Origin of the sequence: Amycolatopsis sp. NPDC048633 (genome assembly GCF_040650695.1) — a bacterium.
GTDB lineage: Bacteria > Actinomycetota > Actinomycetes > Mycobacteriales > Pseudonocardiaceae > Amycolatopsis.
In genome coordinates this window covers 158,148-178,050 of record NZ_JBEZHS010000016.1, presented here as the reverse complement: position 1 = coordinate 178,050, position 19,903 = coordinate 158,148, and the positions used below count along the sequence as shown (strand labels likewise).

The window sequence follows — 19,903 nt, the reverse complement described above, 5'->3', positions numbered from 1 at the left end:
CGCGTCCGATGCGGGTCGGGATCGTCTGCCCCTACTCCTTCGACGTGCCCGGCGGGGTCCAGGGGCACGTGATCGACCTGACGAAGGCACTGCTCGCGCGCGGGCACCAGGTGTCCGTGCTCGCGCCCGCCGACGACGACGCCGACCTGCCGGAGTTCGTGCACCCGGCCGGAAAGGCGCTCGGCATCCGCTACAACGGCTCGGTCGCGCGGCTGCAGTTCGGCCCGGTGTCCTACGCTCGGGTGCGCCGCTGGATCCGGGACGGCGACTTCGACGTCCTGCACCTGCACGAGCCCGCGGCGCCGAGCCTTTCGCTGCTGGCGCTGCTCATCGCGGACGGCCCGATCGTGGCGACGTTCCACACCGCGACCACGCGCTCGCGCACGCTGTCGGCGTTCCAGCCGGTGCTGCGGCCGCTGCTGGAGAAGATCACCGCGCGGATCGCGGTGTCCGCGCTGGCCCGCCGGGTGCAGGTGGAGCACGCGGGCGGCGACGCCGTGGAGATCCCCAACGGCGTCGACGTCGAGTTCTTTTCCTCCGCGACGCCGCTGCCGGGCTACCCGCGGGCCGGGGGCACGGTCGGGTTCGTCGGCCGGTTCGGCGAGCCGCGCAAGGGCATGGGCGTCCTCCTGGAGGCGCTGCGGCAGATCCTGCCGGAGTTCGAGGACCTGCGGCTGGTCGTGGTCGGCCGCGGCGACGAGGACCAGCTGCGCCGCGACGCCGGCCCCGAGCTGGCCCCGCACCTGGAGCTGCTCGGGCAGGCCGGCGACGACGTGAAGGCCCAGGCGCTGCGCAGCGTCGACGTCTACTGCGCGCCGAACACCGGCGGCGAGAGCTTCGGGATGATCCTCACCGAAGCGATGGCGGCCGGGACCCCGGTGCTGGCCAGCGACCTCGACTCGTTCCGGCGGGTGCTCGACGACGGCCACGCCGGGATGCTCGTCGAGACCGGTGACCCGGCGGCGCTCGCGGACGGGCTGCGCGAGCTGCTCGGCGACCCGGCGCGGCGGGCGTCGCTGGCCGCGGCGGCGGGGGAGCGGGTGACGATGTTCGACTGGTCGGTGGTGGCCACGCAGGTGCTGCGCGTCTACGAGACGGCCGTCGCCGCCGACCCGCGGCGCGTCGCGGCGCCGGAGCGGGAGTTCGCCCGGTGAGCGTGCTCGGCTGGCTGCTCCCGGTGCTGGCGCTGGTCGTCGTGCTGGGCGGGCTCTTCCTGCTGGCGACGGCGAACCGGCTCGACCGGCTGCACGTCCGCACGGACGCGGGCTGGGCCGCCCTGGACGCGGCGCTGGCGCGGCGGGCGGTCGTGGCCCGGGCGGTCGCGGTGGTGCTCGGCGACACGGCCCTGCGGACGTCGGCCGAGCGGGCCGAAGCGTCGCCGCGGCCCGACCGTGAGTCCGCCGAGAACGAGCTGACGCTGCACCTGAACCGCATCGACCGGGCGGGCCTGCCGGCCGAGCTGGCCGAGGAGCTGACCGACGCCGAACACCGGGTGGTGATCGCCCGCCGCGTCCACAACGACGCCGTCCGCGACACGCTGCGGCTGCGGCGGCGGCGGAAGGTGCGGTACTTCCGGCTCGCGGGCACCGCGCCGCTGCCGGAGTACTTCGAGTTCGCCGAACCGGAGGTCTGACGTGTGGTGGGTGGTCGTCGAAGAGCAGCGCGGCGCCGGTGACGGGCGCACCTGGAACGTCACCAAGACGAAGCCGGCGGGCGGCGACCGGGCCCACGCCGACGAAGTGGCCCGGCGGCTCGCGTTCGAGCACCGGCCCGTGCACCCGTCGTCGCTCAAGGAGCGCAAGGTCCTGCGGGTCGGTGACGGCTACCTCGTGATCGCGACCGGCCGCACCGCGACGTTCCACTTCCGCGTGACGCTCGGCGAGACCGTGGCGGCCCCGGAGTGAGCTGGTGGGTGGTCGTCGAGGAGCAGCGCGGCGCGGGTGACGGGCGCACGTGGTCGCTGTCGGAGACCTTCCCCTGCGACGATCGGGCCACGGCCGAAGCCGAGGCGGAGCGGCTCGCGCGGGAGTACCAGCCGGCTTACCCGTGGTCGCCGAAGTCGCGGAAGGTCCTGCGCGGTCCCGGCGGTTACCTGGTGATCGTCGAAGGCCGGACGTCGACGTTTCACTTCCGGCTGAGCGTGCTCGAAGAGATCTGAAACCTTTGACCGGCCGCCCGCGTCGGACCGGGCATGAGTACGTGGTGGGTGGTCATCGAAGAGCAGGGCGGCATGGGCGACACCCGGGGCTGGGGCGTCGCGGAGGCGACGCCGTACCCCGACCGCCAGAGCGCCGAGGACGACGCACACATGCTGGCCAAGCAGCACCGGCCGCCGCGGCCGTCGTCGCCGCAACAGCGGCTGGTGTTGCGCGTGACCGACGGGTACCTGGTGCTGATCAAGGGCAAGACCGATCTGTGGCAGTTTCGCGTGACGGTGGGCGAACAGGCCTGACAGACTGGGTGGCATGAGCGAGACCTGCGACGTCGCCCACGGCACGGCGGCGGCCGATCCGGATGTGCGGACCCTGGTGGCGGTGTTCGCGTCGCCGGTTTCGCGGTACCTGCTGAAGTTCGCGCGTGACCTCGGCTACCACGTCGCGCTGTACGAGCCGGACGCCGCGCGGGCGACCGACGTGCCCGACGGGATCGAAGCGGACACCACGCTGCCACTCCTGGACGGCTCGGCGGACGTGGTCGTCACCGACCACCACCGGCCCGAGCTGGGCGAGGTGCTGAAGGCCGCGCTCGGGGGAAACCCGCGCTGGATCGGGGTGCTCGGTAACCCGCGGCACCCGGGCCCGCACGTATCGGCGCTGCAGGGCCTCGGCGTCGCGGAGGACGACATCGCCCGCGTGCACCGGCCGGTGGGGCTGAACATCGGCTCGCGGACGCCGCCGGAGATCGCCATCGCGACGCTGGCCGGCCTGCTCGCCGACCGCAACGACCGCCCGGGCGGCTTCGACTTCTGACGTGGCTCGGCCTCAGTGCACCGCCATCCCTTCCGGCATCGGCTCGAACCTCGCGTGCCGGCGGGTGAAGGTCGCCGTGCCCGAGGTCATCGAGCGCAGGTCGATCAGGTAGCGCAGCAGCTCCGTCGCCGGGACCTCGGCCCGGATCATCGTCCGGCCGCCTTCGCCGGCTTCGGTCCCGAGCACCCGGCCGCGCCGGGACGACAGGTCGCCGAGGACCGTGCCGAGGTGCTCGTCCGGCAGCCGGATCGCCACCTCTTCCAGGGGCTCCAGCATCGTGATGTGCCCGGTCGCGGCGGCCTCCCGCAACGCGAGCGCGCCCGCGGTCTGGAACGCCGCGTCCGACGAGTCCACGCTGTGCGCCTTGCCGTCGACCAGGGTCACCTTGACGTCGACGACCTGGTGGCCCTCCAGCCCGCGCTCCAGCTGGGCCCGCACGCCCTTCTCGACGCTCGGGATGAACTGGTGCGGTACCGAGCCGCCGACGACCTTGTCGACGAATTGGAACCCGCCGCCCCGCGGCAGCGGCTCGACCTCGATGTCGCACACGGCGAACTGGCCGTGCCCGCCGGACTGCTTCACGTGCCGCCCGTGTCCCTTGGCCGGCTTGCCGAACGTCGAGCGGAGGCTGATCTTCACCGGTTCGGTGTCGACGTCCGCGCCGCCCGCCCGCAGCCGTGACAGCACGACGTCCGCATGGGCTTCGCCCATGCACCACAGCACCAGCTGGCTGGTCTCGGCGTTGCGGTCGAGCCGCAGCGTCGGGTCGCCGGCGACCAGGCGGGAAAGGTTGCGGGCGAGGGTGTCCTCGTCGCTGCGGGTCTTCGCGACCACCGCTACCGGCAGCAGCGGCTCCGGCATCGCCCACGGTTCCATCAGCAGTGGCTCGTCGGGTGAGGAGACGGTGTCGCCGGTCTCGGCCGAGCCGACCTTCGTCAGCGCGCAGAGGTCGCCCGCGACGCAGTAGGGCACTTCGCGCAGGTTCGCGCCCAAGGGGGAGTAGAGGTGCGCGACGCGCTCGTCGGCGTCGTGGTCCTCGTGGCCGCGTTCGGCGAGGCCGTGCCCGGACACGTGCACCGGCCGCTCGGGCCGCAGCGTCCCGGAGAACACCCGGACGAGCGAGACCCGGCCGACGTAGGAGTCGACGGCCGTCCGGACGACCTCCGCGGCGAGGGGGCCCGCGGGGTCGGCGGTGAGGGCGGCGTGCGCGGCGCCGTCCGGCGTGGTGACGTCGGGTGGCTCGTGCTCGAGCGGGGAGGGGAACGCCCGGACGATCCCGTCGAGCACCTCGGCCAGGCCGATCCCGCTGGTCGCGCAGACCGGGATCACCGGGTGGAACGACCCGCGCGCGACGGCGGTTTCGAGGTCGGCGATGAGGGTCTCCTCGGCGATCTCTTCACCGCCGAGGTAGCGGTCCATCAGGGATTCGTCCTCGCTCTCGGCGATGATCCCTTCGATCAGCTCGTTGCGGGCTTCGGCCATCCGCTCGAGGTCGGCCGGGTCGGGTTCGCCGATCGTCGGCGGGTGCCCGGCGGAGTAGTCGAAGTACCGCTGGGTGATCAGCCCGACGAGGCCGTCGCCCGCGGGCAGGTACAGCGGCAGCACGCCGGCGCCGAACGCGGCCTGGCAGGCGGCGATCTCGGCCATCGCGTCGGCCCGGTGGTGGTCGAGCCGGGAGACGACGACCGCGCGCGGCATGCCGACGGCGGCGCACTCCTCCCACACCGCGACCGTCGCCGCGTCGACCCCTTCGGCCGCGCAGACGACGAACAGCGCCGCGTCGGCCGCGCGCAGCCCGGCCCGCAGCTCCCCGACGAAGTCGGCGTACCCCGGCGTGTCGATCAGGTTGATCTTGTGGCCCTGGTGCAGCACCGGCGCGACGGAGAGGCCGACCGAGCGCTGCTGGCGGACCGCGGCCGGGTCGTGGTCGCACACCGTCGTCCCGTCGACCACCGAGCCCGCGCGCGGGACGGTGCCGGACGCCGCGAGGAGGGCCTCCGTGAGAGTCGTCTTCCCCGAGCCGGAGGGGCCGACGAGCACCACGTTGCGGACCTTCGCGGGGTCGTTTACAGCGACGGCGGCCCCGGTGTCGGCGTTCTTGGCCTGTTTGTCTGCCATGACGGCTCCTCGGCGAACGGCTCGTGTACGGGATGTGTCCTCGATCACACACCCGCTACCCTGGTCACGGCAAGGCAGCGCTCCCGGGACCAGCCGAATGCCCGGGGGCGTGCGGGGCAGGGGGACATGGACAGGCGTACTTTCTTGCGGATTTCCGGGGCGGTGCCGGTGGCGGGCCTGGCGGGGTGGCCGCCGCCGGACGACTGGGAGCGGCTGCGGCGGAAGCTTTCCGGGCCGCTGTTCCAGCCGGGCGACCCGGGTTACCCGGAGGCCAAGCAGGGCTTCTTCACGATGTACGACGACCGGGTGCCGGCGGCCGTGGTCGGCGCCGCGCGCGTCGAGGACGTCCAAGAAGCGGTCGCCTTCGCTGCCCGGCACCGGCTGCCCGTCGCCGCTCGCAGCGGCGGCCACAGCTATCCCGGCTATTCCACTGTGGACGGCGGGATCGTCGTGGACCTGAGCCGGTTTTCGGGGATCGAGGCGCGCCCCGGCGACCGGGTGGTGATCGGCGCCGGCGCCCGGCTGGGCCCGATCGCGACGACGCTCGCCGCGGCCGGCCGGGTGCTGCCGGCGGGCAGCTGCGGCACCGTCGGCATCGCCGGGCTCGCGCTCGGCGGCGGGGTCGGCGTCCTCGACCGGAAGTACGGGCTGACGTGCGACCACCTGGAAGCGGCGCGGATCGTCACGGCCGACGCCCGGGTCCGCACGGTGTCAGCCACCGCGGAGCCGGACCTGTTCTGGGCGCTGCGCGGCGGGGGCGGCGGGAACTTCGGGATCGTCACGGGCTTCACCTTCCGGACGGTGCCGAGCGCGGACGTCGCCACCTTCGACCTCAAGTTCCCGCCGGCCGCCGGGGCCGCCCTCCTCGCCGCCTGGCAGGAGTGGCAGCCGGCGGCGCCGGACGAGCTGTGGTCCGGGATGGGGCTGGCCTGGAACGAGGCGTCGCTCGGCGGCACGTTCCTCGGGCCTCAGACGCGGATGCACGCGCTGCTCGAGGACCTCGTCCGCCGCGTCGGCACCGCGCCGGCCGAATGGCACGAGGACGTCCAGGAGCACCTGAAGGCCATGCGGTCGTTCGACGACCAGGAGTCGCGGCCGTCGGCGGCCGCGGACCGGGGGACCTACATCGGCACGTCGCGGATGCTGACCCGGCCGCTCGCCGACCCGGGCGCGGTGGCCGGGGTGCTCACCCGGGACCCGGGCGTCCGCACGATCGTCGACTCGGGCGGGGGCGCCATCGCGCGCGTCGGCGCCCGCGAGACCGCGTTCCCGCACCGGACGGCGCTCGCGAGCCTCCAGTTCCTGCACGGCGCGGCGCCCGAAGAAGGCGGCGAAGCCGGCGCGCGGCGCTCGCTCGCCGCCGTGCGCGACGGGCTCGGCCCGGAGTTCGGCACCACGGGCTACGTCAACTACCTGGACCCGGAGATGCCCGACTGGGCCCAGGCTTACTACGGGGTGAACTTGCCGCGGCTGCGCGGTGTCGCACGGAAGTATGACCCGCGAGGAATTTTCGCTTTCCCGCAAGGACTTTCGGTGACCCCCTCGACTGTCCACATGGGAGAGACGTAGACTCCGCGGCACGGCGGCAGAGAGGCAGCGCGTGCTCGACCTGGCATTCTCCACAGAGGACTTGGCGCACACCCGGTTCGCGTTCTCCCCGGCGTGGGAGATCGTGGCGAGCGTCCGCGTCCTGAACCGGCCGGGGGAGCACGCCCTGCACCTGCCGTGGGTCAAGCGCGCGACCGCGGCGCTCGAGGAGGCCGGGCTCGACATCGGGCTGCTGCGCGACCTCGTCCCGCTGCGGCACCTGCCCGGCTTCCTGGCCGGCACGCCGTCGACGCCGTTGCCCGACCTCGCCGACGAGCTCGCCGACCTGCGCGACGTCCCCGCCCGCGCCGTCCGGCGGGAGCTGGACGCGATGAGCGGGCCGCGCACGCCCGCGCTGAACCGGTTCCACCGCGACCCCGAGGCCGGACTCGACCGGCTCGCCACGCTGATGGAGCGGTACTGGGAGCTGGTGCTCGCCCCCGACTGGCCCCGGATCCGCGCGCTGCTCGAGGCCGACGTGCTGCACCGGTCGCGGCTGCTGGCCCAGGGCGGGGCCGCCGAGCTGTTCAACGACCTCACCCCGCTCGTCCGGTGGGAGGGCGGCACGCTCACCGTCGCGCACCGCCACCTGCACGCGGCCGTGCCGCTCGACGGGCGTGGCCTGGTGCTGGTGCCCTCGGCGTTCGTCTGGCCGCGGGTGTTCTCCAAGACCGACCCGCGGTGGCAACCGGTGCTGCGCTACCCGCCGCGCGGGATCGCCACGCTCTGGGAGACCGGCACCGCCGTCGCACCCGGCGCGCTGGCCGCCGTGGTGGGCCGCGGCCGGGCAGCGCCGGGGCGGTGTCGCAGCACCTCGGCGTCCTCAAGGCCGCGGGCCTGGTCAGCGGGCACCGTGCCGGACGTCACGTGCTGTACGCACGCACCCGGGCTGCGGAAGTCCTGGTCGCGGGGGTGCCGGAAGTGGACTCCTGAGATAGCCGCGTACTGGCCTGCTTGAAGGGTCCACCGCGGACCTACGCTCGGAGTCGTCACCCCCCGTTCTTCTTGTGGAAAGGCCTCGTCGTGTCCGAGCAGCAGACCACCTCCAGTGGCACCGTCCAGTCCGTCACCGGCACCGCCAAGGTGAAGCGCGGCATGGCCGAGATGCTCAAGGGCGGCGTGATCATGGACGTGGTCACCGCCGAGCAGGCCAAGATCGCCGAAGACGCCGGCGCGGTCGCGGTGATGGCGCTGGAGCGCGTGCCCGCCGACATCCGCGCGCAGGGCGGCGTCGCGCGGATGAGCGACCCCGACCTGATCGACGGCATCATCGAGACCGTCTCGATCCCGGTGATGGCGAAGGCCCGCATCGGCCACTTCGTCGAGGCGCAGGTGCTGCAGTCCCTCGGGGTCGACTACGTGGACGAGTCCGAGGTGCTCACCCCGGCCGACTACGCCAACCACATCGACAAGTGGGCGTTCACCGTCCCCTTCGTCTGCGGCGCGACCAACCTCGGCGAGGCTCTGCGCCGGATCACCGAGGGCGCGGCGATGATCCGCTCCAAGGGCGAGGCCGGCACCGGCGACGTTTCCAACGCCACCACGCACATGCGGCAGATCCGCGGCGAGATCCGGAAGCTGACCTCGCTGCCCGAGGACGAGCTGTTCGTCGCGGCCAAGGAGCTGCAGGCGCCGTACGAGCTGGTTCGCGAGGTGGCGCAGGCCGGGAAGCTCCCGGTGGTGCTGTTCACCGCGGGCGGCATCGCCACCCCGGCCGACGCGGCGATGATGATGCAGCTCGGCGCCGAGGGCGTGTTCGTCGGCTCCGGCATCTTCAAGTCCGGCAACCCGGCCCAGCGCGCCGCGGCGATCGTCAAGGCCACGACGTTCTACGACGACCCGGACGTCCTCGCGAAGGTCTCGCGCGGCCTGGGCGAGGCCATGGTCGGCATCAACGTCGAAGAGCTCCCGGAGCCGCACCGCCTGGCCGAGCGCGGCTGGTGACGTCCTAGAGGTATTCGGAGATCTCGACGCCGTACGTACCCGGCTCGAGGGCTTCGAAGAGGTGCGGGACGTCGCCCGGGTAGGAGATGTAGTCGCCGGGGTTCAGCTCCTCCGGCGCTTCCTGCACGCCCACCCGGGCGCGTCCCGCGCACAGCACGATGTGCTCCATCACGCCGGTCATGTGCGGGTCGCTGCGCCGGGGAGTGCCCGGCTCCGCCCGGATGAGGTACATGTCCCGCCGCGCGGACGGGGGACAGGCCGACAGCAGCGTGCACGCGTAGTCGGCGTGCTCGGCGAAGACCGTCGGGCCCTTGCCGGCGCGGATGACGCGGACCTTGGGCCGCTCCGGCTCGACCAGCCGGGAGAACGGCACGTCGAGGGCGACGCCGAGCGCCCACAGCGTCTCGACGCTGGGGTTGCCGGTACCCGACTCGAGCTGCGACAGCGTCGACTTGGCCAGGCCGGCGCGGCGCGCGACCTCGGTCAGGGACAAGCCCGCGCGGGTGCGTTCCCGGCGCAGGGACGCCGCGATGATCTCCAGCGGCGCGCCCGTTGTTTCCTGCGACATGCCGTTCGCTCCATCGGTCGTTCTGTTCGTCTTGACGAACACGGGTGCCTGTGTTCACCGTAGAACACATGCGTTCGATTTGGCGAACACTCGATCGGGGCCTCGCCCGCGACATCGGCCTGGTCTGCTTGGCCGATTGTCTCGTGGGGGCTTCCTACGGAGCCATCGCGGTGAGCTCGGGCTTCCCGCTGTGGCTGCCCATGCTGATGTCGGTGCTGGTCTTCGCCGGCGCGTCCCAGTTCATGTTCATCGGGATCGTGGCCGCGGGTGGCAACCCGTTCGCGGCCGTGCTCGCCGGGCTGCTGGCCAACGCGCGGCACCTGCCGTTCGGCTTCGCGATCGGCGACGTCCTGGGCAAGCGGTGGCCGGCCCGGCTGATGGGCAGCCACCTGATGAGCGACGAGACGGTGGCGTTCGCGATGTCCCAGGACGAAGCCCGGCGCCGCCGCGCGGCCTACTGGGCCTGCGGGCTGGGGATCTTCGTCTGCTGGAACGCCGGTGTGCTGATCGGCGCGTTCGCCGGGTCGGCGATCAGCGACACCGACGTCTTCGGCCTGGACGCCGCGTTCCCGGCGGTGCTGCTGGCGCTGGTGCTGCCGTCCCTGCGGGACAAGGCGACCCGGCTGCCGGTGCTGGTGGGCGTGGTGGTCGCGCTGGCCGCGACGCCGTTCCTGCCCGCCGGGCTCCCGGTGCTGCTGGCGCTGGCCGGCGTCGTCGTGGGTGTCCTGGCGAAGGAACCCGAACCGCAGGAGGTGCACTGATGGATGGGGTGGAGCTGCTGGTCGGCACGGTGGTGCTGGCCGTGGGGACGTTCGCGTTCCGGTTCGCCGGGCCGGTGCTGCGCACCCGGGTGAAGGTGTCCCCGAAGGCGGAGCGGCTGATGGCGCTGGCGGCGGTGGTGCTGCTGGCGGCGCTGGTCGCGGTCAGCGCGTTGACGGAGGGGCATGGTTTCGCGGGCTTCGCGCGGCCGGCGGGGGTGCTGGTCGCCGGGGTGCTGGCGTGGCGGAAGGCGCCGTTCGTGCTGGTGGTGGTGGCCGCCGCGGCGACGACGGCGCTGCTGCGGCTGGCCGGGGTTCCCTGATCGGTCCCGCTGTTGGCCGGTTGCTCGGGCCGGGGGCGCGAAGGTCCGGCGCGAGTTGGGCCGGTCGGCTGTCTGGCGTCATGAACGACTCTTTCATCGCGTCCGGCGCGGTGAAAGAGTCGTTCATGGCGTCCGTGGCGGCGGTCCGGGGCCGGGCTGACCTGCCGGGGAGGTGGCGGGGGAGGGCGTCTAGGCTGGTGGGAAGGTCTTTCGGGAGGTCGGGTGTCGTCGGAGCCGGTCATCGGTGTGCTCGCCATGCAGGGTGCCGTGCGGGAGCACGTCGCGATGCTGGAAGAAGCGGGCGCGCGGGCGAAGCCGGTTCGCCGGGAGGCTGAGCTGTCCGAAGTGGACGGTCTGGTGCTGCCCGGTGGCGAGTCGACAGCCATGTCGCGGCTGCTGGAGAGCTTCGAACTGCTGGAGCCGCTGCGCGCGCGGATCGCCGGCGGCCTGCCCGTCTTCGGCTCGTGCGCCGGGATGATCCTGCTGGCGCGGCAGACCCTCGACGGGCGGCCGGACCAGCAGCAGCTCGGCGGGCTCGACGTCGTCGTCCGGCGCAACGCCTTCGGCAGGCAGGTCGACTCCTTTGAAGCCGATCTCGACTTCGCCGGTATATACAGCCAGCCAGTGCACGCGGTGTTCATCCGGGCCCCGTGGGTCGAGAAGGCCGGAGACGGCGTCGAGGTACTGGCCACGGTCAGCGGCGTCCCCGGCCTGGGCGACGAGGCCGCTAGGATCGTCGCGGTCCGGCAAGGGGCGGTGCTGGCGACCGCGTTCCACCCGGAACTGACGCCCGACGTGCGGGTGCACCGGTTGTTCGTCGACCTCGTGCGACAGGCTGCTTGAGACGCGGTGCCCGGCCGGGGTACGGAACAGATGGAGGAGAGATGAGCGGCCACTCCAAGTGGGCCACCACGAAACACAAGAAGGCCAACCTCGACGCGAAGCGCGGCAAGCTCTTCGCTCGGTTGATCAAGAACATCGAGGTGGCCGCGCGGACCGGCACCGGTGGTGGCGACCCGGACGGCAACCCCACGCTCTACGACGCCATCCAGAAGGCGAAGAAGAACTCGGTCCCGCAGGACAACATCGAGCGCGCCCGCAAGCGCGGCGGTGGTGAAGAGGCCGGCGGCGCCGACTGGCAGAACATCACGTACGAGGGGTACGGCCCCAACGGCGTGGCGGTGCTGATCGAGTGCCTCACCGACAACAAGAACCGCGCCGCGATGGAGGTCCGCACCGCGCTCACGCGCAACGGCGGCTCCCTCGCCGACCCGGGCTCGGTCGCCTACATGTTCACCCGCAAGGGCGTCGTGATCGTGACGAAGGGCGACGCCACCGAGGACGACGTCCTCATGGCGGTCCTCGACGCGGGGGCGGAAGAGGTCAACGACCTCGACGAGACCTTCGAGATCGTGTCCGAAGGCGGCGACCTGGTCCCGGTGCGCAAGGCGCTGCAGGAGGCCGGCTTCGAGTACGAGTCGGCGGAGCTGACGTTCCTCCCGTCGGTCAGCGTCCCCTTGGACGCGGACGGCGCGAAGAAGGTCTTCAGGCTGATCGACGCCCTCGAAGACTGCGACGACGTGCAGAACGTCTACGCGAACTTCGATGTGTCGGACGAGGTGCTCGCCGAAGTCGGCTGAGTGCGAAAGCGAACGGGATGCGCCGCGGAACTTTCCGCGGCGCATTTCTTTTTCCCTTGCACCGCAGGGGATTCCGGGCCGTAGCCGGAACTTTTCCGGCCCGGGCACTGGGCGGGGGCGGGCTCGTCAGGCAGAATGTGCGCCGTGACCTCGACGACCCCCGCCGCTTCCGCCGACATCACCGCCGAACTCTCCGCGGACGAACTGCGCCTGATCGAATGGATCGAGGGGCAGGCGAAGGAACGCGGCAACGCGGTCATCACGGTCGCGGGCGACGACGAGGGCGCCGGCTACTGCTTCACCGCCTGCGCGTGGGCGCTGCACCACGTCCCCGAGGCGGTCGTCGTCGGGCTGCCCGACCAGATGGGCCAGGTGCTGCTCGACGCCTACGTCGACCGCGCGGCCAACGGGGAGATCTTCGAGGTCGGCAAGCGCTACGACGACTTCTTCGAAGGCGTCCCGGTCGTCCTCGAGCGCGTCAACAAGGGGCACTACCCCGAGTACTTCGGCACCGCGTTCCTCATCTACCCCGACGGCGACTTCCCGGCCCTGCAGCTGATCGTCGCCACGCCCGAGGGCAAGTTCCCCTGGCACCCGGACGCACCCGAAGGCTTCGCCCGGTGGCAGCTGGTGCTCACCGAAAGCGGCGACCCGGAAAGCTGGACCCCCGGCGTCGACGGTCCCTAGAACTTCCGCAGGTCGGCGGCCGCTTCCGGGTATCGCGAAGCGAGGTCCGCGGCGGCCGCGAACTCCACGCAGCCGTCCGTGTAGGGCGGTACGACGACGGTGCCGAGCAGGCTCCATTCCCCGCGCGTGACGGTGGCCTGCCAGGTCCCCGCGGGCACGACGACCTGCGGCCGCTCCCCGGCGGCGACGTCCGTCCCGAGCACCGGCCGCTCGACCGAGCCGTCCGGGTGCAGCAGCAGCATCGCCGCGGGCGCGCCCGCGTGGTGGGCGTAGACCTCGACGCGGTCCAGCCGGTGCGGCGCGGAGAGCTCCGGCGCGACGAGCAGGTAGTAGATCGCCGAGCCGGTCTCCGAACGCCAGCTCTGCGCCCATTGCCCGCCTTCGACGGGCAGCGGCTGAAGGCCCAGGTGGGTGACGAAATCCGACGGCTCCGGCATGTCTCCCATCCTGCCGCAGAAGCGCCCAGTAGCCTGCTAGCTCGAACTGGTGTTCGCGGCGGGAAGGAAAAACGGGTGCGGGTGCTCGGGGTCGACCCCGGTCTGACCAGGTGCGGCCTGGGGGTGGTCGACGGTGGCAAGGGCCGGACCGTCCGCTGTGTGGCCGTCGGCGTCGTGCGGACGCCGCCCGACGCCGATCTGGCGCACCGGCTGCTCGGCATCTCCGACGAGGTCGAGCGGTGGATGGACAAGTACAAGCCGGAGGCCGTGGCGGTCGAGCGCGTCTTCGCCCAGCACAACGTCCGGACCGCGATGGGCACCGCGCAGGCCGGCGGGGTGGTCGCCCTGGCCGCCGCGCGGCGGGGCCTGCCGGTCGTCTTCCACACGCCGAGCGAGGTGAAGGCCGCGGTCAGCGGGTCGGGCCGGGCGGACAAAGCGCAGGTCACCACCATGGTGATGCGCCTGCTCAACCTCGAGGTCGCCCCGCACCCCGCCGACGCCGCGGACGCGCTGGCGCTGGCCATCTGCCACCTCTGGCGCGAGCCGATGCGCGCCCGGCTCGCCGAAGCCGAGGCCCGCGCGGCCGAGATGGCCCGCACGCACAAGGCCCGGTTGGCCGCGGCCGCCAAGCAAGCCACGAAGAAGCCCCCACTGAAGCCCCCATTGAAGCCTGTTGTGAAGAAACCTGGAGCAGCACGATGATCTCGTCGGTACGCGGGGAAGTCCTGTCGGTCGGCCTGGACCACGTGGTGGTCGAGGTCGGCGGGGTCGGCTTCGCCGTGCAGGCCACCCCAGCGACCCTCGCCACCCTGCGCCGCGGCGAAGAGGCCCGGCTGCACACCGCGCTGGTCGTGCGCGAGGACTCGCTGACGTTGTTCGGCTTCGCCGACGCCGACGCGCGGGAGCTGTTCGGCCTGCTGCAGACGGTGTCCGGGATCGGGCCGCGGCTCGCGCTGGCCACCCTCGCCGTGCTCGACCCCGGCAAGCTGCGGGGCGCGCTGGTCGAAGGCAACATCACCGTGCTCACGTCGGTGCCCGGCATCGGCCGCAAGGGCGCCGAGCGGCTCACCCTGGAGCTGCGCGACAAGGTCACCGCGCTCGGCTCCGGCGACGCGCCCGCGGTCACCGCGCCCGGTGCGCTGCGCGCGGAGGTCGTCGAAGCGCTGGCCGGGCTCGGGTTCCCGGCGAAGCAGGCCGAGCAGGCCGTGGACAAGGTGCTCGCCGACGGCGACGGGCACACGACGTCCAGCGTGCTGCGCGCCTCGCTGACCACCCTCGGCCGGAAACGGTAGGGACGCTTCGTGGACTATGAGGCCGTGACCGAGGACGAGGACGACGCCCTCTCCGCATGGGCCCAAAGTGGCGACGGGGACATCGAGGGCACGCTCCGGCCCCGCAAGCTCGACGAGTTCATCGGCCAGCCGCGCGTGCGCGAGCAGCTGGAGCTGGTGCTGGAGAGCGCGCGCCGCCGCGGGGTGCCGCCCGACCACGTCCTGTTCTCCGGGCCGCCCGGGCTGGGCAAGACGTCGATGGCGATGATCGTCGCGGCCGAGCTGGGCGCGGCCATCCGGATCACTTCGGGCCCGGCGCTGGAACGCGCCGGCGACCTGGCCGCGATGCTGTCCAACCTCGCGCCCGGTGACGTCCTGTTCATCGACGAGATCCACCGGATCGCCCGCCCCGCCGAAGAGATGCTCTACCTGGCGATGGAGGACTTCCGGGTCGACGTCGTGGTCGGCAAGGGCCCCGGCGCCACGAGCATCCCGCTGGAGATCGCGCCGTTCACGCTGGTCGGGGCTACCACCCGGTCCGGTTCGCTGACCGGGCCGCTGCGCGACCGGTTCGGCTTCACCGGCCAGATGGAGTTCTACACCGACACCGAGCTGGACCTGGTCGTCCGCCGCGCGGCGACGATCCTCGACATCGCGATCGACCGCGAGGCCAGCGCGGAGGTCGCCGGCCGCTCGCGCGGTACGCCCCGGATCGCGAACCGGCTGCTGCGGCGCGTCCGCGACTACGCCGAGGTCCGCGCCGACGGCAAGGTGACCGTGAAGATCGCGCGGGCCGCGCTGGCCGTCTACGACGTCGACGAGCTGGGCCTCGACCGGCTCGACCGGGCCGTGCTCACCGCGCTGACCAGGTCGTTCGGCGGCGGGCCGGTCGGGATCTCGACGCTGGCGGTCGCCGTGGGGGAGGAGCCGACCACCGTGGAAGAGGTGTGCGAGCCCTACCTCGTGCGCGCCGGTATGCTCGCCCGCACCCCGCGTGGCCGGGTCGCCACCGCGGCCGCTTGGGAGCACCTCGGGATGGTGCCGCCAGCCGACCACCCGGGGCGCCCCGACCCGGGCGGGCTCTCGCCGTTCGCGCAGGACTGAGCGGCCCGAACCGGCGGGTGGGTGCTGGCGTCCGCGCTGGTACCTGGCACACTCGACAGGAGCACATACCCAAAAACCGGACATTTCGGCTGGGCCCGGAGTCCGTCGAACGGAGAATCATGCAACAGCTATTGCTGCCCCTGCTGCTCGTGCTCGTCCTCGCCGTGCCGCTGGTGATGAGCACGCGAAAGCAGAAGAAGCAGCAGGCGGCGCAGCAGGACCTGCAGAGCAGCCTGTCGGCCGGTGACCGCGTGATGACCACCTCGGGTCTCTACGGCACCATCGCCGATGCCTCCGGTGACAACACGATCGACATCGAGATCGCCCCTGGCGTCGTCACCACCTGGCTGCGGCTCGCGATCCGCGAGAAGGTCGAGCCGGTCGTCGAGACCGAAGAGGACTCGGTCGACGAGGTCGAGGCGCCCGCCGAAGAGTCGATCATCGAGTCGGGCTCGGGCATCAAGACCGACGACGAGCCGCAGACCACCGCTCAGGTGGCGCCGCCGCTGGAGCACGGCAAGAAGTAACCCCGCGGCAACCCCTGGGCAGGCCACGAAAACCACCGACGAAAGTCGGTACGGCCTCGCACGCCGGGCTCACGCAGCACCGAGTACTGTCTCGGTGCTGCGTGCGTGTCCGCCGTCATACCCGTGCCCGGGAGTGAATCGCACACAGTCCCTCCCGGTAACCCTCCGGGCGGGCACCGCAACTTGGGGTCCACCCCGTCCGAGGAGACCGAAGCACCGTGGCAGCTTCTGCCGGGCATCTCCGCCCGGGACGCTATCTCGCCCTGTTCGCCCTGATCGTGATCGTGCTGTACGCGCTGGTGTTCCTCACCGGCAACCACAAGCCGACCCCGAAGCTGGGCATCGACCTGCAGGGCGGCACCCGGGTCACGCTCACCGCCCGCACCCCCGACGGCGGCCAGCCGACCCGCGAGTCCCTGAACCAGGCGCGCCAGATCATCGAACGGCGCGTCAACGGGATCGGCGTCGGCGGCACCGAGGTCCTCCTGGACGGCAACAACGTCGTCATCACCGTTCCCGGCGAGCAGGGCGACCAGGCGAAGAACCTGGGCAAGACCGCGAAGCTGGGCTTCCGGAAGGTCGTCTCGAACGCGACGCAGCCGGTCGTCCCGCCGCAGACCACGCCGCCGCCGGCCACCGGGACCCCGAGCTCGGGCGCCCCCAGCAGCTCGGCGCCGCCTTCTTCGGGCGCGCCGACGGCGAGCTCCAGCGCTCCGCCGTCCAGCCCGGCCGCCGGTGGTGGCGGTGCCCCCGCCGCGGCGCCCGCGCAGCAGCAGAGCACCACGCCGGCCCCGCCGAGCAGCAGCACCACGCCGCCGCCCGCGTCGAGCCAGGCGCCGGCCCCTTCGGACGGCTCGGTGGACGCCGACACGGCGAAGGAGATCCAGGCCGCGAAGGCGCTCCGGCAGAACAAGGACCTGATCGGCGCCGACGGCCAGCCGAACCAGGAGCTCATCGCGCAGGCGATGGCGTCGCTCACCTGCGCGCCCAACGCCAAGGACCCGCTCGAGGGCAACGACGACCCGAAGCTGCCGCTGGTCGCCTGCGGTGACCACGACACGTACAAGTACCTGCTGGAGCCGGAGTTCCTGCCGGGCACCGAGATCGCGGACTCGAACTCGGCCTACGACTCGCAGCGCGGCCAGTGGACGGTGAACCTCAGCTTCAAGAGCGAGGGCACCAAGATCTGGGCCGACTTCACCTCGAAGAACCAGGGCCAGCAGGCGGCCTTCGTGCTCGACACGCAGGTCGTGTCCGCGCCGAACATCCAGGTCGCCATCCTCGACGGCAACACCCAGATCACCGGCAAGTTCACCCAGTCCGAGGCGAAGGACCTCTCGGACATCCTGAAGTACGGCTCGCTGCCGCTGTCGTTCGCGTCTTCGGACGCGACCACGGTGTCGGCGACCCTCGGCCTGGCTTCGCTGCAGGCCGGCCTCATCGCCGGCGGCATCGGCCTGCTGGTGGTCTTCATCTACTGCCTGTTCTACTACCGGCTGCTCGGCGTGCTCACCATCCTGTCGCTGGCCTTGTCCGGCGCGCTGGTGTTCGCGGTGCTCGTGCTGCTCGGCCGCTGGATCGGCTACACGCTGGACCTGGCGGGCATCGCCGGCTTGATCATCGCCATCGGGATCACGGCGGACTCGTTCGTCATCTACTTCGAACGGCTTAAAGACGAGATCCGGGAAGGCAGGACGTTCCGGTCCGCGGTGCCACGAGGCTGGGTCCGCGCCCGGCGCACCATCCTGGCCTCGGACGGCGTGAGCTTCCTGGCCGCGGCCATCCTGTACGTCATCGCCGTCGGCGACGTCCAGGGCTTCGCGTTCACCCTCGGCATGTCCACGGTGCTCGACCTCGTGGTCGTGTACCTGGTGACGCACCCGCTGGTGGCCATCGTGTCCACGTCGAAGTCGTCTTTCCTGTCCAATCCGAGGCACTTGGGTCTCGGCGCCGTGCAGCAAGTGGGTTCGCAGCGTAAGAAGTCGACCACGGTCGGCCGCGCGAACGTGAAGGAGGCCTGACGTGGCGGTCGAAGAACTGGGCACGGACGCCGAAGGCAACGCCAAGGCGAAGGTGAAGCCCGGCAAGAGGGAAAGCGTCTTCCACCGGCTCTACGTCGGCACCGGTGCGTTCGACGTCGTCGGCAAGCGCAGGCGCTGGTATTTCTTCTTCGGCGCGCTGGTGCTGGTGTGCCTCGCCTCGATGATCTTCCGCGGCTTCAACATCGGCATCGAGTTCGAGGGCGGCACGCAGGTCCAGATGCCGGCCACCGGCACTCACGGCGTGATCACCGAAGACCAGGCGAGGACGTCGTTCGAGAAGGCGCTCGGCCGTCCCCCCACGGAGACGCAGAAGGTCGGCTCCGGCGAGGCGTCGACCATCCAGATCCGCACCGACACGCTGGACGCGGCCGACGTCGCGAAGGTCAAGCAGGGCCTGTTCCAGGACCTGGGCCCGATCGGCAGCAACAAGCAGCCGAGCGTGCAGGCGATCAGTGACAGCGCGGTGAGCGCGTCCTGGGGCGGCGAGATCTCGCAGAAGGCGCTGCTCGCGCTCGCGGTGTTCCTCGTGGCGGTCGTCATCTTCCTGGCGATCTACTTCGACCCGCGGATGGCCGCGGCGGCGCTCATCTCGCTGCTGCACGACATCCTGGTCACGGCCGGCGTGTACTCGCTGGTCGGTTTCGAGGTCACGCCGGCGACCGTGATCGGCCTGCTGACGATCCTCGGGTTCTCGCTGTACGACACGGTGGTGGTGTTCGACAAGGTCCGCGAGAACACGCGCGGCCTGCTCGGGCTGACCCGCCGCACCTACGGCGAGGCCGCGAACCTGGCGCTGAACCAGACCCTGATGCGGTCGTTCAACACGGCGTTCATCGCGCTGCTGCCGATCCTGGGCCTGCTGATCGTCGGGTACATCCTGCTCGGCTCGGGCACGCTGCAGGACCTGGCGCTGGTGCAGCTCACCGGCACCCTGGTCGGCGTGCTGTCGTCGGTCGCGCTGGCGACGCCGCTGCTGGTCGACCTGAAGATGCGCGACCCGAAGTACAAGCAGCAGGCCGAGCGCGTCCGTCAGCGCCGGGTCATCCAGGAGCGCCGGGCGGCCGGCGAAGAGGACTTCGACGCTTCGGACGACGACGCCCTGGCGAAGGAGCTGCGCAAGGAGAAGGCGTACGCGGCCGCGGCCAGCGTCCCCGCCCGGATCCAGAAGCAGCGTCCGTCCGGCAAGCCCGCGGGCAAGCGGAAGCGCTGACGTGCGGCTGGACGACGCCCTCGGCCTGATCGCCGAGGTGCCGGACTTCCCGGAGCCCGGCGTGCTGTTCCGCGACCTGAGTCCGCTGTTCGCGGACGCGGGCGCGTTCAAAGCGGTGACCGACGCGCTGGCGGGCACCCTCGACCCCGGGGTCGAGGCGCTCGCCGGCGTGGAGGCCCGCGGGTTCCTCCTCGCCGCGGCCGTCGGGTACGCCCGCGGCCTCGGCGTGGTGCTGGTCCGCAAGCCCGGCAAGCTCCCGCGGGTGGCGGGCCGGGTGGACTACGCGCTGGAGTACGGCACGGCGACGGTCGAGCTCCCGGAGGGCGTGGTCCGGCCGGGCCAGCGCATCGCGATCGTCGACGACGTCCTCGCGACGGGCGGCACGGTGGCGGCGACGGGCAAGCTCCTGGAAGACGTGGGAGCGGTGGTCGACAGCGTGTCGGTGGTCCTGGAGCTGGCGGCGTTGCGGGGCCGGGACGTCCTGGCGAACCGGAAGGTCCACGCGCTCCAGGTCTGCTGACCTCCTGTTGGCGTGATCGAGCACGGAACCGGCGTGATTCAAGACCGAACTCGCGTGATCGAGGCCGGAACTCGCGAGTTCCGGCCTCGATCACACGGGTGACGGCTCGGATCACGTGAGTGACGGGCCGGATCACGTGAGTCACGGGCCGGGGCACGCGGGTTCCGGGTTCGCCACGCCGGGCGATCGGGTGAATCC

24 protein-coding genes are annotated in these 19,903 nt (G+C 72.0%); 21 read left to right on the top strand and 3 right to left on the bottom strand.

Annotated elements, in window-relative coordinates; all coding sequences use genetic code 11:
• The first annotated feature begins 8 nt into the window (after nucleotides 1-8).
• Genes AB0C38_RS27165 through AB0C38_RS27140 form a run of 6 tightly spaced genes read left to right on the top strand, consistent with a single transcriptional unit; the run spans nucleotide 9 to nucleotide 2,969 of the window.
• Nucleotides 9-1,154, top strand: coding sequence for a glycosyltransferase family 4 protein (locus AB0C38_RS27165; RefSeq protein ID WP_360678343.1), 1,146 nt, complete (start codon nucleotides 9-11; stop codon nucleotides 1,152-1,154).
• Nucleotides 1,151-1,633: an NUDIX hydrolase gene (locus tag AB0C38_RS27160; RefSeq protein ID WP_360678291.1), complete on the top strand. Its 483-nt coding sequence runs from the start codon at nucleotides 1,151-1,153 to the stop codon at nucleotides 1,631-1,633. Before AB0C38_RS27165 ends, AB0C38_RS27160 begins: the two co-directional genes overlap by 4 nt.
• Before the next feature lies 1 nt (nucleotide 1,634).
• On the top strand, nucleotides 1,635-1,904 hold the full coding sequence (locus AB0C38_RS27155; RefSeq protein ID WP_360678289.1) for a hypothetical protein: 270 nt from the start codon (nucleotides 1,635-1,637) through the stop codon (nucleotides 1,902-1,904).
• A complete protein-coding gene (locus AB0C38_RS27150; protein WP_360678287.1) occupies nucleotides 1,901-2,158 on the top strand; it encodes a hypothetical protein in 258 nt (85 codons plus the stop codon). The genes AB0C38_RS27155 and AB0C38_RS27150 overlap by 4 nt, the downstream gene beginning before the upstream one ends.
• A gap of 33 nt (nucleotides 2,159-2,191) precedes the next feature.
• Nucleotides 2,192-2,452, top strand: a complete 261-nt coding sequence (locus tag AB0C38_RS27145) for a hypothetical protein (protein ID WP_360678285.1) — start codon at nucleotides 2,192-2,194, stop codon at nucleotides 2,450-2,452.
• Between the two features lie 13 nt (nucleotides 2,453-2,465).
• Complete coding sequence (locus tag AB0C38_RS27140; RefSeq protein ID WP_360678283.1) at nucleotides 2,466-2,969, top strand: XdhC family protein; 504 nt, start codon at nucleotides 2,466-2,468, stop codon at nucleotides 2,967-2,969.
• 12 nt (nucleotides 2,970-2,981) lie between these two features.
• Here AB0C38_RS27140 and AB0C38_RS27135 read toward each other — a convergent pair whose 3' ends face one another.
• The gene (locus AB0C38_RS27135; RefSeq protein WP_360678281.1) at nucleotides 2,982-5,087 is read right to left on the bottom strand and encodes an elongation factor G-like protein EF-G2; all 2,106 of its coding nucleotides are present in this window, start codon (nucleotides 5,085-5,087) and stop codon (nucleotides 2,982-2,984) included.
• Between the two features lie 126 nt (nucleotides 5,088-5,213).
• On the opposite strand from AB0C38_RS27135, the gene AB0C38_RS27130 reads away from it, so the two are divergent.
• The 3 genes from AB0C38_RS27130 to pdxS all read left to right on the top strand — a co-directional run bounded on the left by AB0C38_RS27130 (nucleotide 5,214) and on the right by pdxS (nucleotide 8,618).
• Entirely contained in the window at nucleotides 5,214-6,656 is a 1,443-nt protein-coding gene (locus AB0C38_RS27130) for an FAD-binding oxidoreductase (RefSeq protein ID WP_360678279.1), read from the top strand.
• Nucleotides 6,657-6,687: 31 nt separating this feature from the next.
• A complete protein-coding gene (locus AB0C38_RS27125; protein WP_360678277.1) occupies nucleotides 6,688-7,632 on the top strand; it encodes a DUF5937 family protein in 945 nt (314 codons plus the stop codon).
• Nucleotides 7,633-7,697: 65 nt separating this feature from the next.
• Nucleotides 7,698-8,618 carry a pyridoxal 5'-phosphate synthase lyase subunit PdxS gene (gene pdxS, locus AB0C38_RS27120; RefSeq protein ID WP_360678275.1) on the top strand — a complete coding sequence of 307 codons (921 nt, stop codon included), beginning with the start codon at nucleotides 7,698-7,700 and terminating at the stop codon, nucleotides 8,616-8,618.
• A 4-nt stretch (nucleotides 8,619-8,622) separates the two neighbouring features.
• Here the strand turns inward: pdxS and AB0C38_RS27115 are convergent, their stop codons facing one another.
• Nucleotides 8,623-9,186, bottom strand: a complete 564-nt coding sequence (locus tag AB0C38_RS27115; RefSeq protein ID WP_360678273.1) for an XRE family transcriptional regulator — start codon at nucleotides 9,184-9,186, stop codon at nucleotides 8,623-8,625.
• Nucleotides 9,187-9,254: 68 nt separating this feature from the next.
• Here AB0C38_RS27115 and AB0C38_RS27110 point away from each other — a divergent pair, with 68 nt between their 5' ends.
• The 5 genes from AB0C38_RS27110 to AB0C38_RS27090 all read left to right on the top strand — a co-directional run bounded on the left by AB0C38_RS27110 (nucleotide 9,255) and on the right by AB0C38_RS27090 (nucleotide 12,594).
• On the top strand, nucleotides 9,255-9,947 hold the full coding sequence (locus AB0C38_RS27110) for an AzlC family ABC transporter permease (RefSeq protein WP_360678271.1): 693 nt from the start codon (nucleotides 9,255-9,257) through the stop codon (nucleotides 9,945-9,947).
• On the top strand, nucleotides 9,947-10,267 hold the full coding sequence (locus AB0C38_RS27105; protein WP_360678269.1) for an AzlD domain-containing protein: 321 nt from the start codon (nucleotides 9,947-9,949) through the stop codon (nucleotides 10,265-10,267). The genes AB0C38_RS27110 and AB0C38_RS27105 overlap by 1 nt, the downstream gene beginning before the upstream one ends.
• A 222-nt stretch (nucleotides 10,268-10,489) precedes the next feature.
• The gene (pdxT, locus tag AB0C38_RS27100; protein WP_360678267.1) at nucleotides 10,490-11,110 is read left to right on the top strand and encodes a pyridoxal 5'-phosphate synthase glutaminase subunit PdxT; all 621 of its coding nucleotides are present in this window, start codon (nucleotides 10,490-10,492) and stop codon (nucleotides 11,108-11,110) included.
• 41 nt (nucleotides 11,111-11,151) lie between these two features.
• Complete coding sequence (locus tag AB0C38_RS27095) at nucleotides 11,152-11,907, top strand: YebC/PmpR family DNA-binding transcriptional regulator (RefSeq protein ID WP_360678265.1); 756 nt, start codon at nucleotides 11,152-11,154, stop codon at nucleotides 11,905-11,907.
• A gap of 135 nt (nucleotides 11,908-12,042) precedes the next feature.
• Complete coding sequence (locus AB0C38_RS27090; protein WP_360678264.1) at nucleotides 12,043-12,594, top strand: DUF4262 domain-containing protein; 552 nt, start codon at nucleotides 12,043-12,045, stop codon at nucleotides 12,592-12,594.
• Here AB0C38_RS27090 and AB0C38_RS27085 read toward each other — a convergent pair.
• Nucleotides 12,591-13,031 (bottom strand): cupin domain-containing protein, encoded by a 441-nt coding sequence (locus AB0C38_RS27085; RefSeq protein WP_360678262.1) that lies wholly within the window; start codon nucleotides 13,029-13,031, stop codon nucleotides 12,591-12,593. The genes AB0C38_RS27090 and AB0C38_RS27085 overlap by 4 nt on opposite strands.
• A gap of 75 nt (nucleotides 13,032-13,106) precedes the next feature.
• Here AB0C38_RS27085 and ruvC point away from each other — a divergent pair, with 75 nt between their 5' ends.
• From ruvC to AB0C38_RS27050, 7 genes are all read left to right on the top strand, one after another.
• Nucleotides 13,107-13,733, top strand: a complete 627-nt coding sequence (gene ruvC, locus AB0C38_RS27080; protein ID WP_360678261.1) for a crossover junction endodeoxyribonuclease RuvC — start codon at nucleotides 13,107-13,109, stop codon at nucleotides 13,731-13,733.
• Nucleotides 13,730-14,323, top strand: a complete 594-nt coding sequence (ruvA, locus tag AB0C38_RS27075; RefSeq protein ID WP_360678259.1) for a Holliday junction branch migration protein RuvA — start codon at nucleotides 13,730-13,732, stop codon at nucleotides 14,321-14,323. Before ruvC ends, ruvA begins: the two co-directional genes overlap by 4 nt.
• Before the next feature lie 9 nt (nucleotides 14,324-14,332).
• Nucleotides 14,333-15,406: a Holliday junction branch migration DNA helicase RuvB gene (gene ruvB, locus AB0C38_RS27070; protein ID WP_360678257.1), complete on the top strand. Its 1,074-nt coding sequence runs from the start codon at nucleotides 14,333-14,335 to the stop codon at nucleotides 15,404-15,406.
• 119 nt (nucleotides 15,407-15,525) lie between these two features.
• On the top strand, nucleotides 15,526-15,933 hold the full coding sequence (gene yajC, locus AB0C38_RS27065; RefSeq protein WP_360678255.1) for a preprotein translocase subunit YajC: 408 nt from the start codon (nucleotides 15,526-15,528) through the stop codon (nucleotides 15,931-15,933).
• A 218-nt stretch (nucleotides 15,934-16,151) separates the two neighbouring features.
• Nucleotides 16,152-17,954 carry a protein translocase subunit SecD gene (secD, locus tag AB0C38_RS27060; RefSeq protein WP_360678253.1) on the top strand — a complete coding sequence of 601 codons (1,803 nt, stop codon included), beginning with the start codon at nucleotides 16,152-16,154 and terminating at the stop codon, nucleotides 17,952-17,954.
• A gap of 1 nt (nucleotide 17,955) precedes the next feature.
• Entirely contained in the window at nucleotides 17,956-19,185 is a 1,230-nt protein-coding gene (gene secF, locus AB0C38_RS27055; protein ID WP_360678251.1) for a protein translocase subunit SecF, read from the top strand.
• 1 nt (nucleotide 19,186) lies between these two features.
• Entirely contained in the window at nucleotides 19,187-19,705 is a 519-nt protein-coding gene (locus AB0C38_RS27050) for an adenine phosphoribosyltransferase (protein WP_360678249.1), read from the top strand.
• Nucleotides 19,706-19,903: the final 198 nt, after the last annotated feature.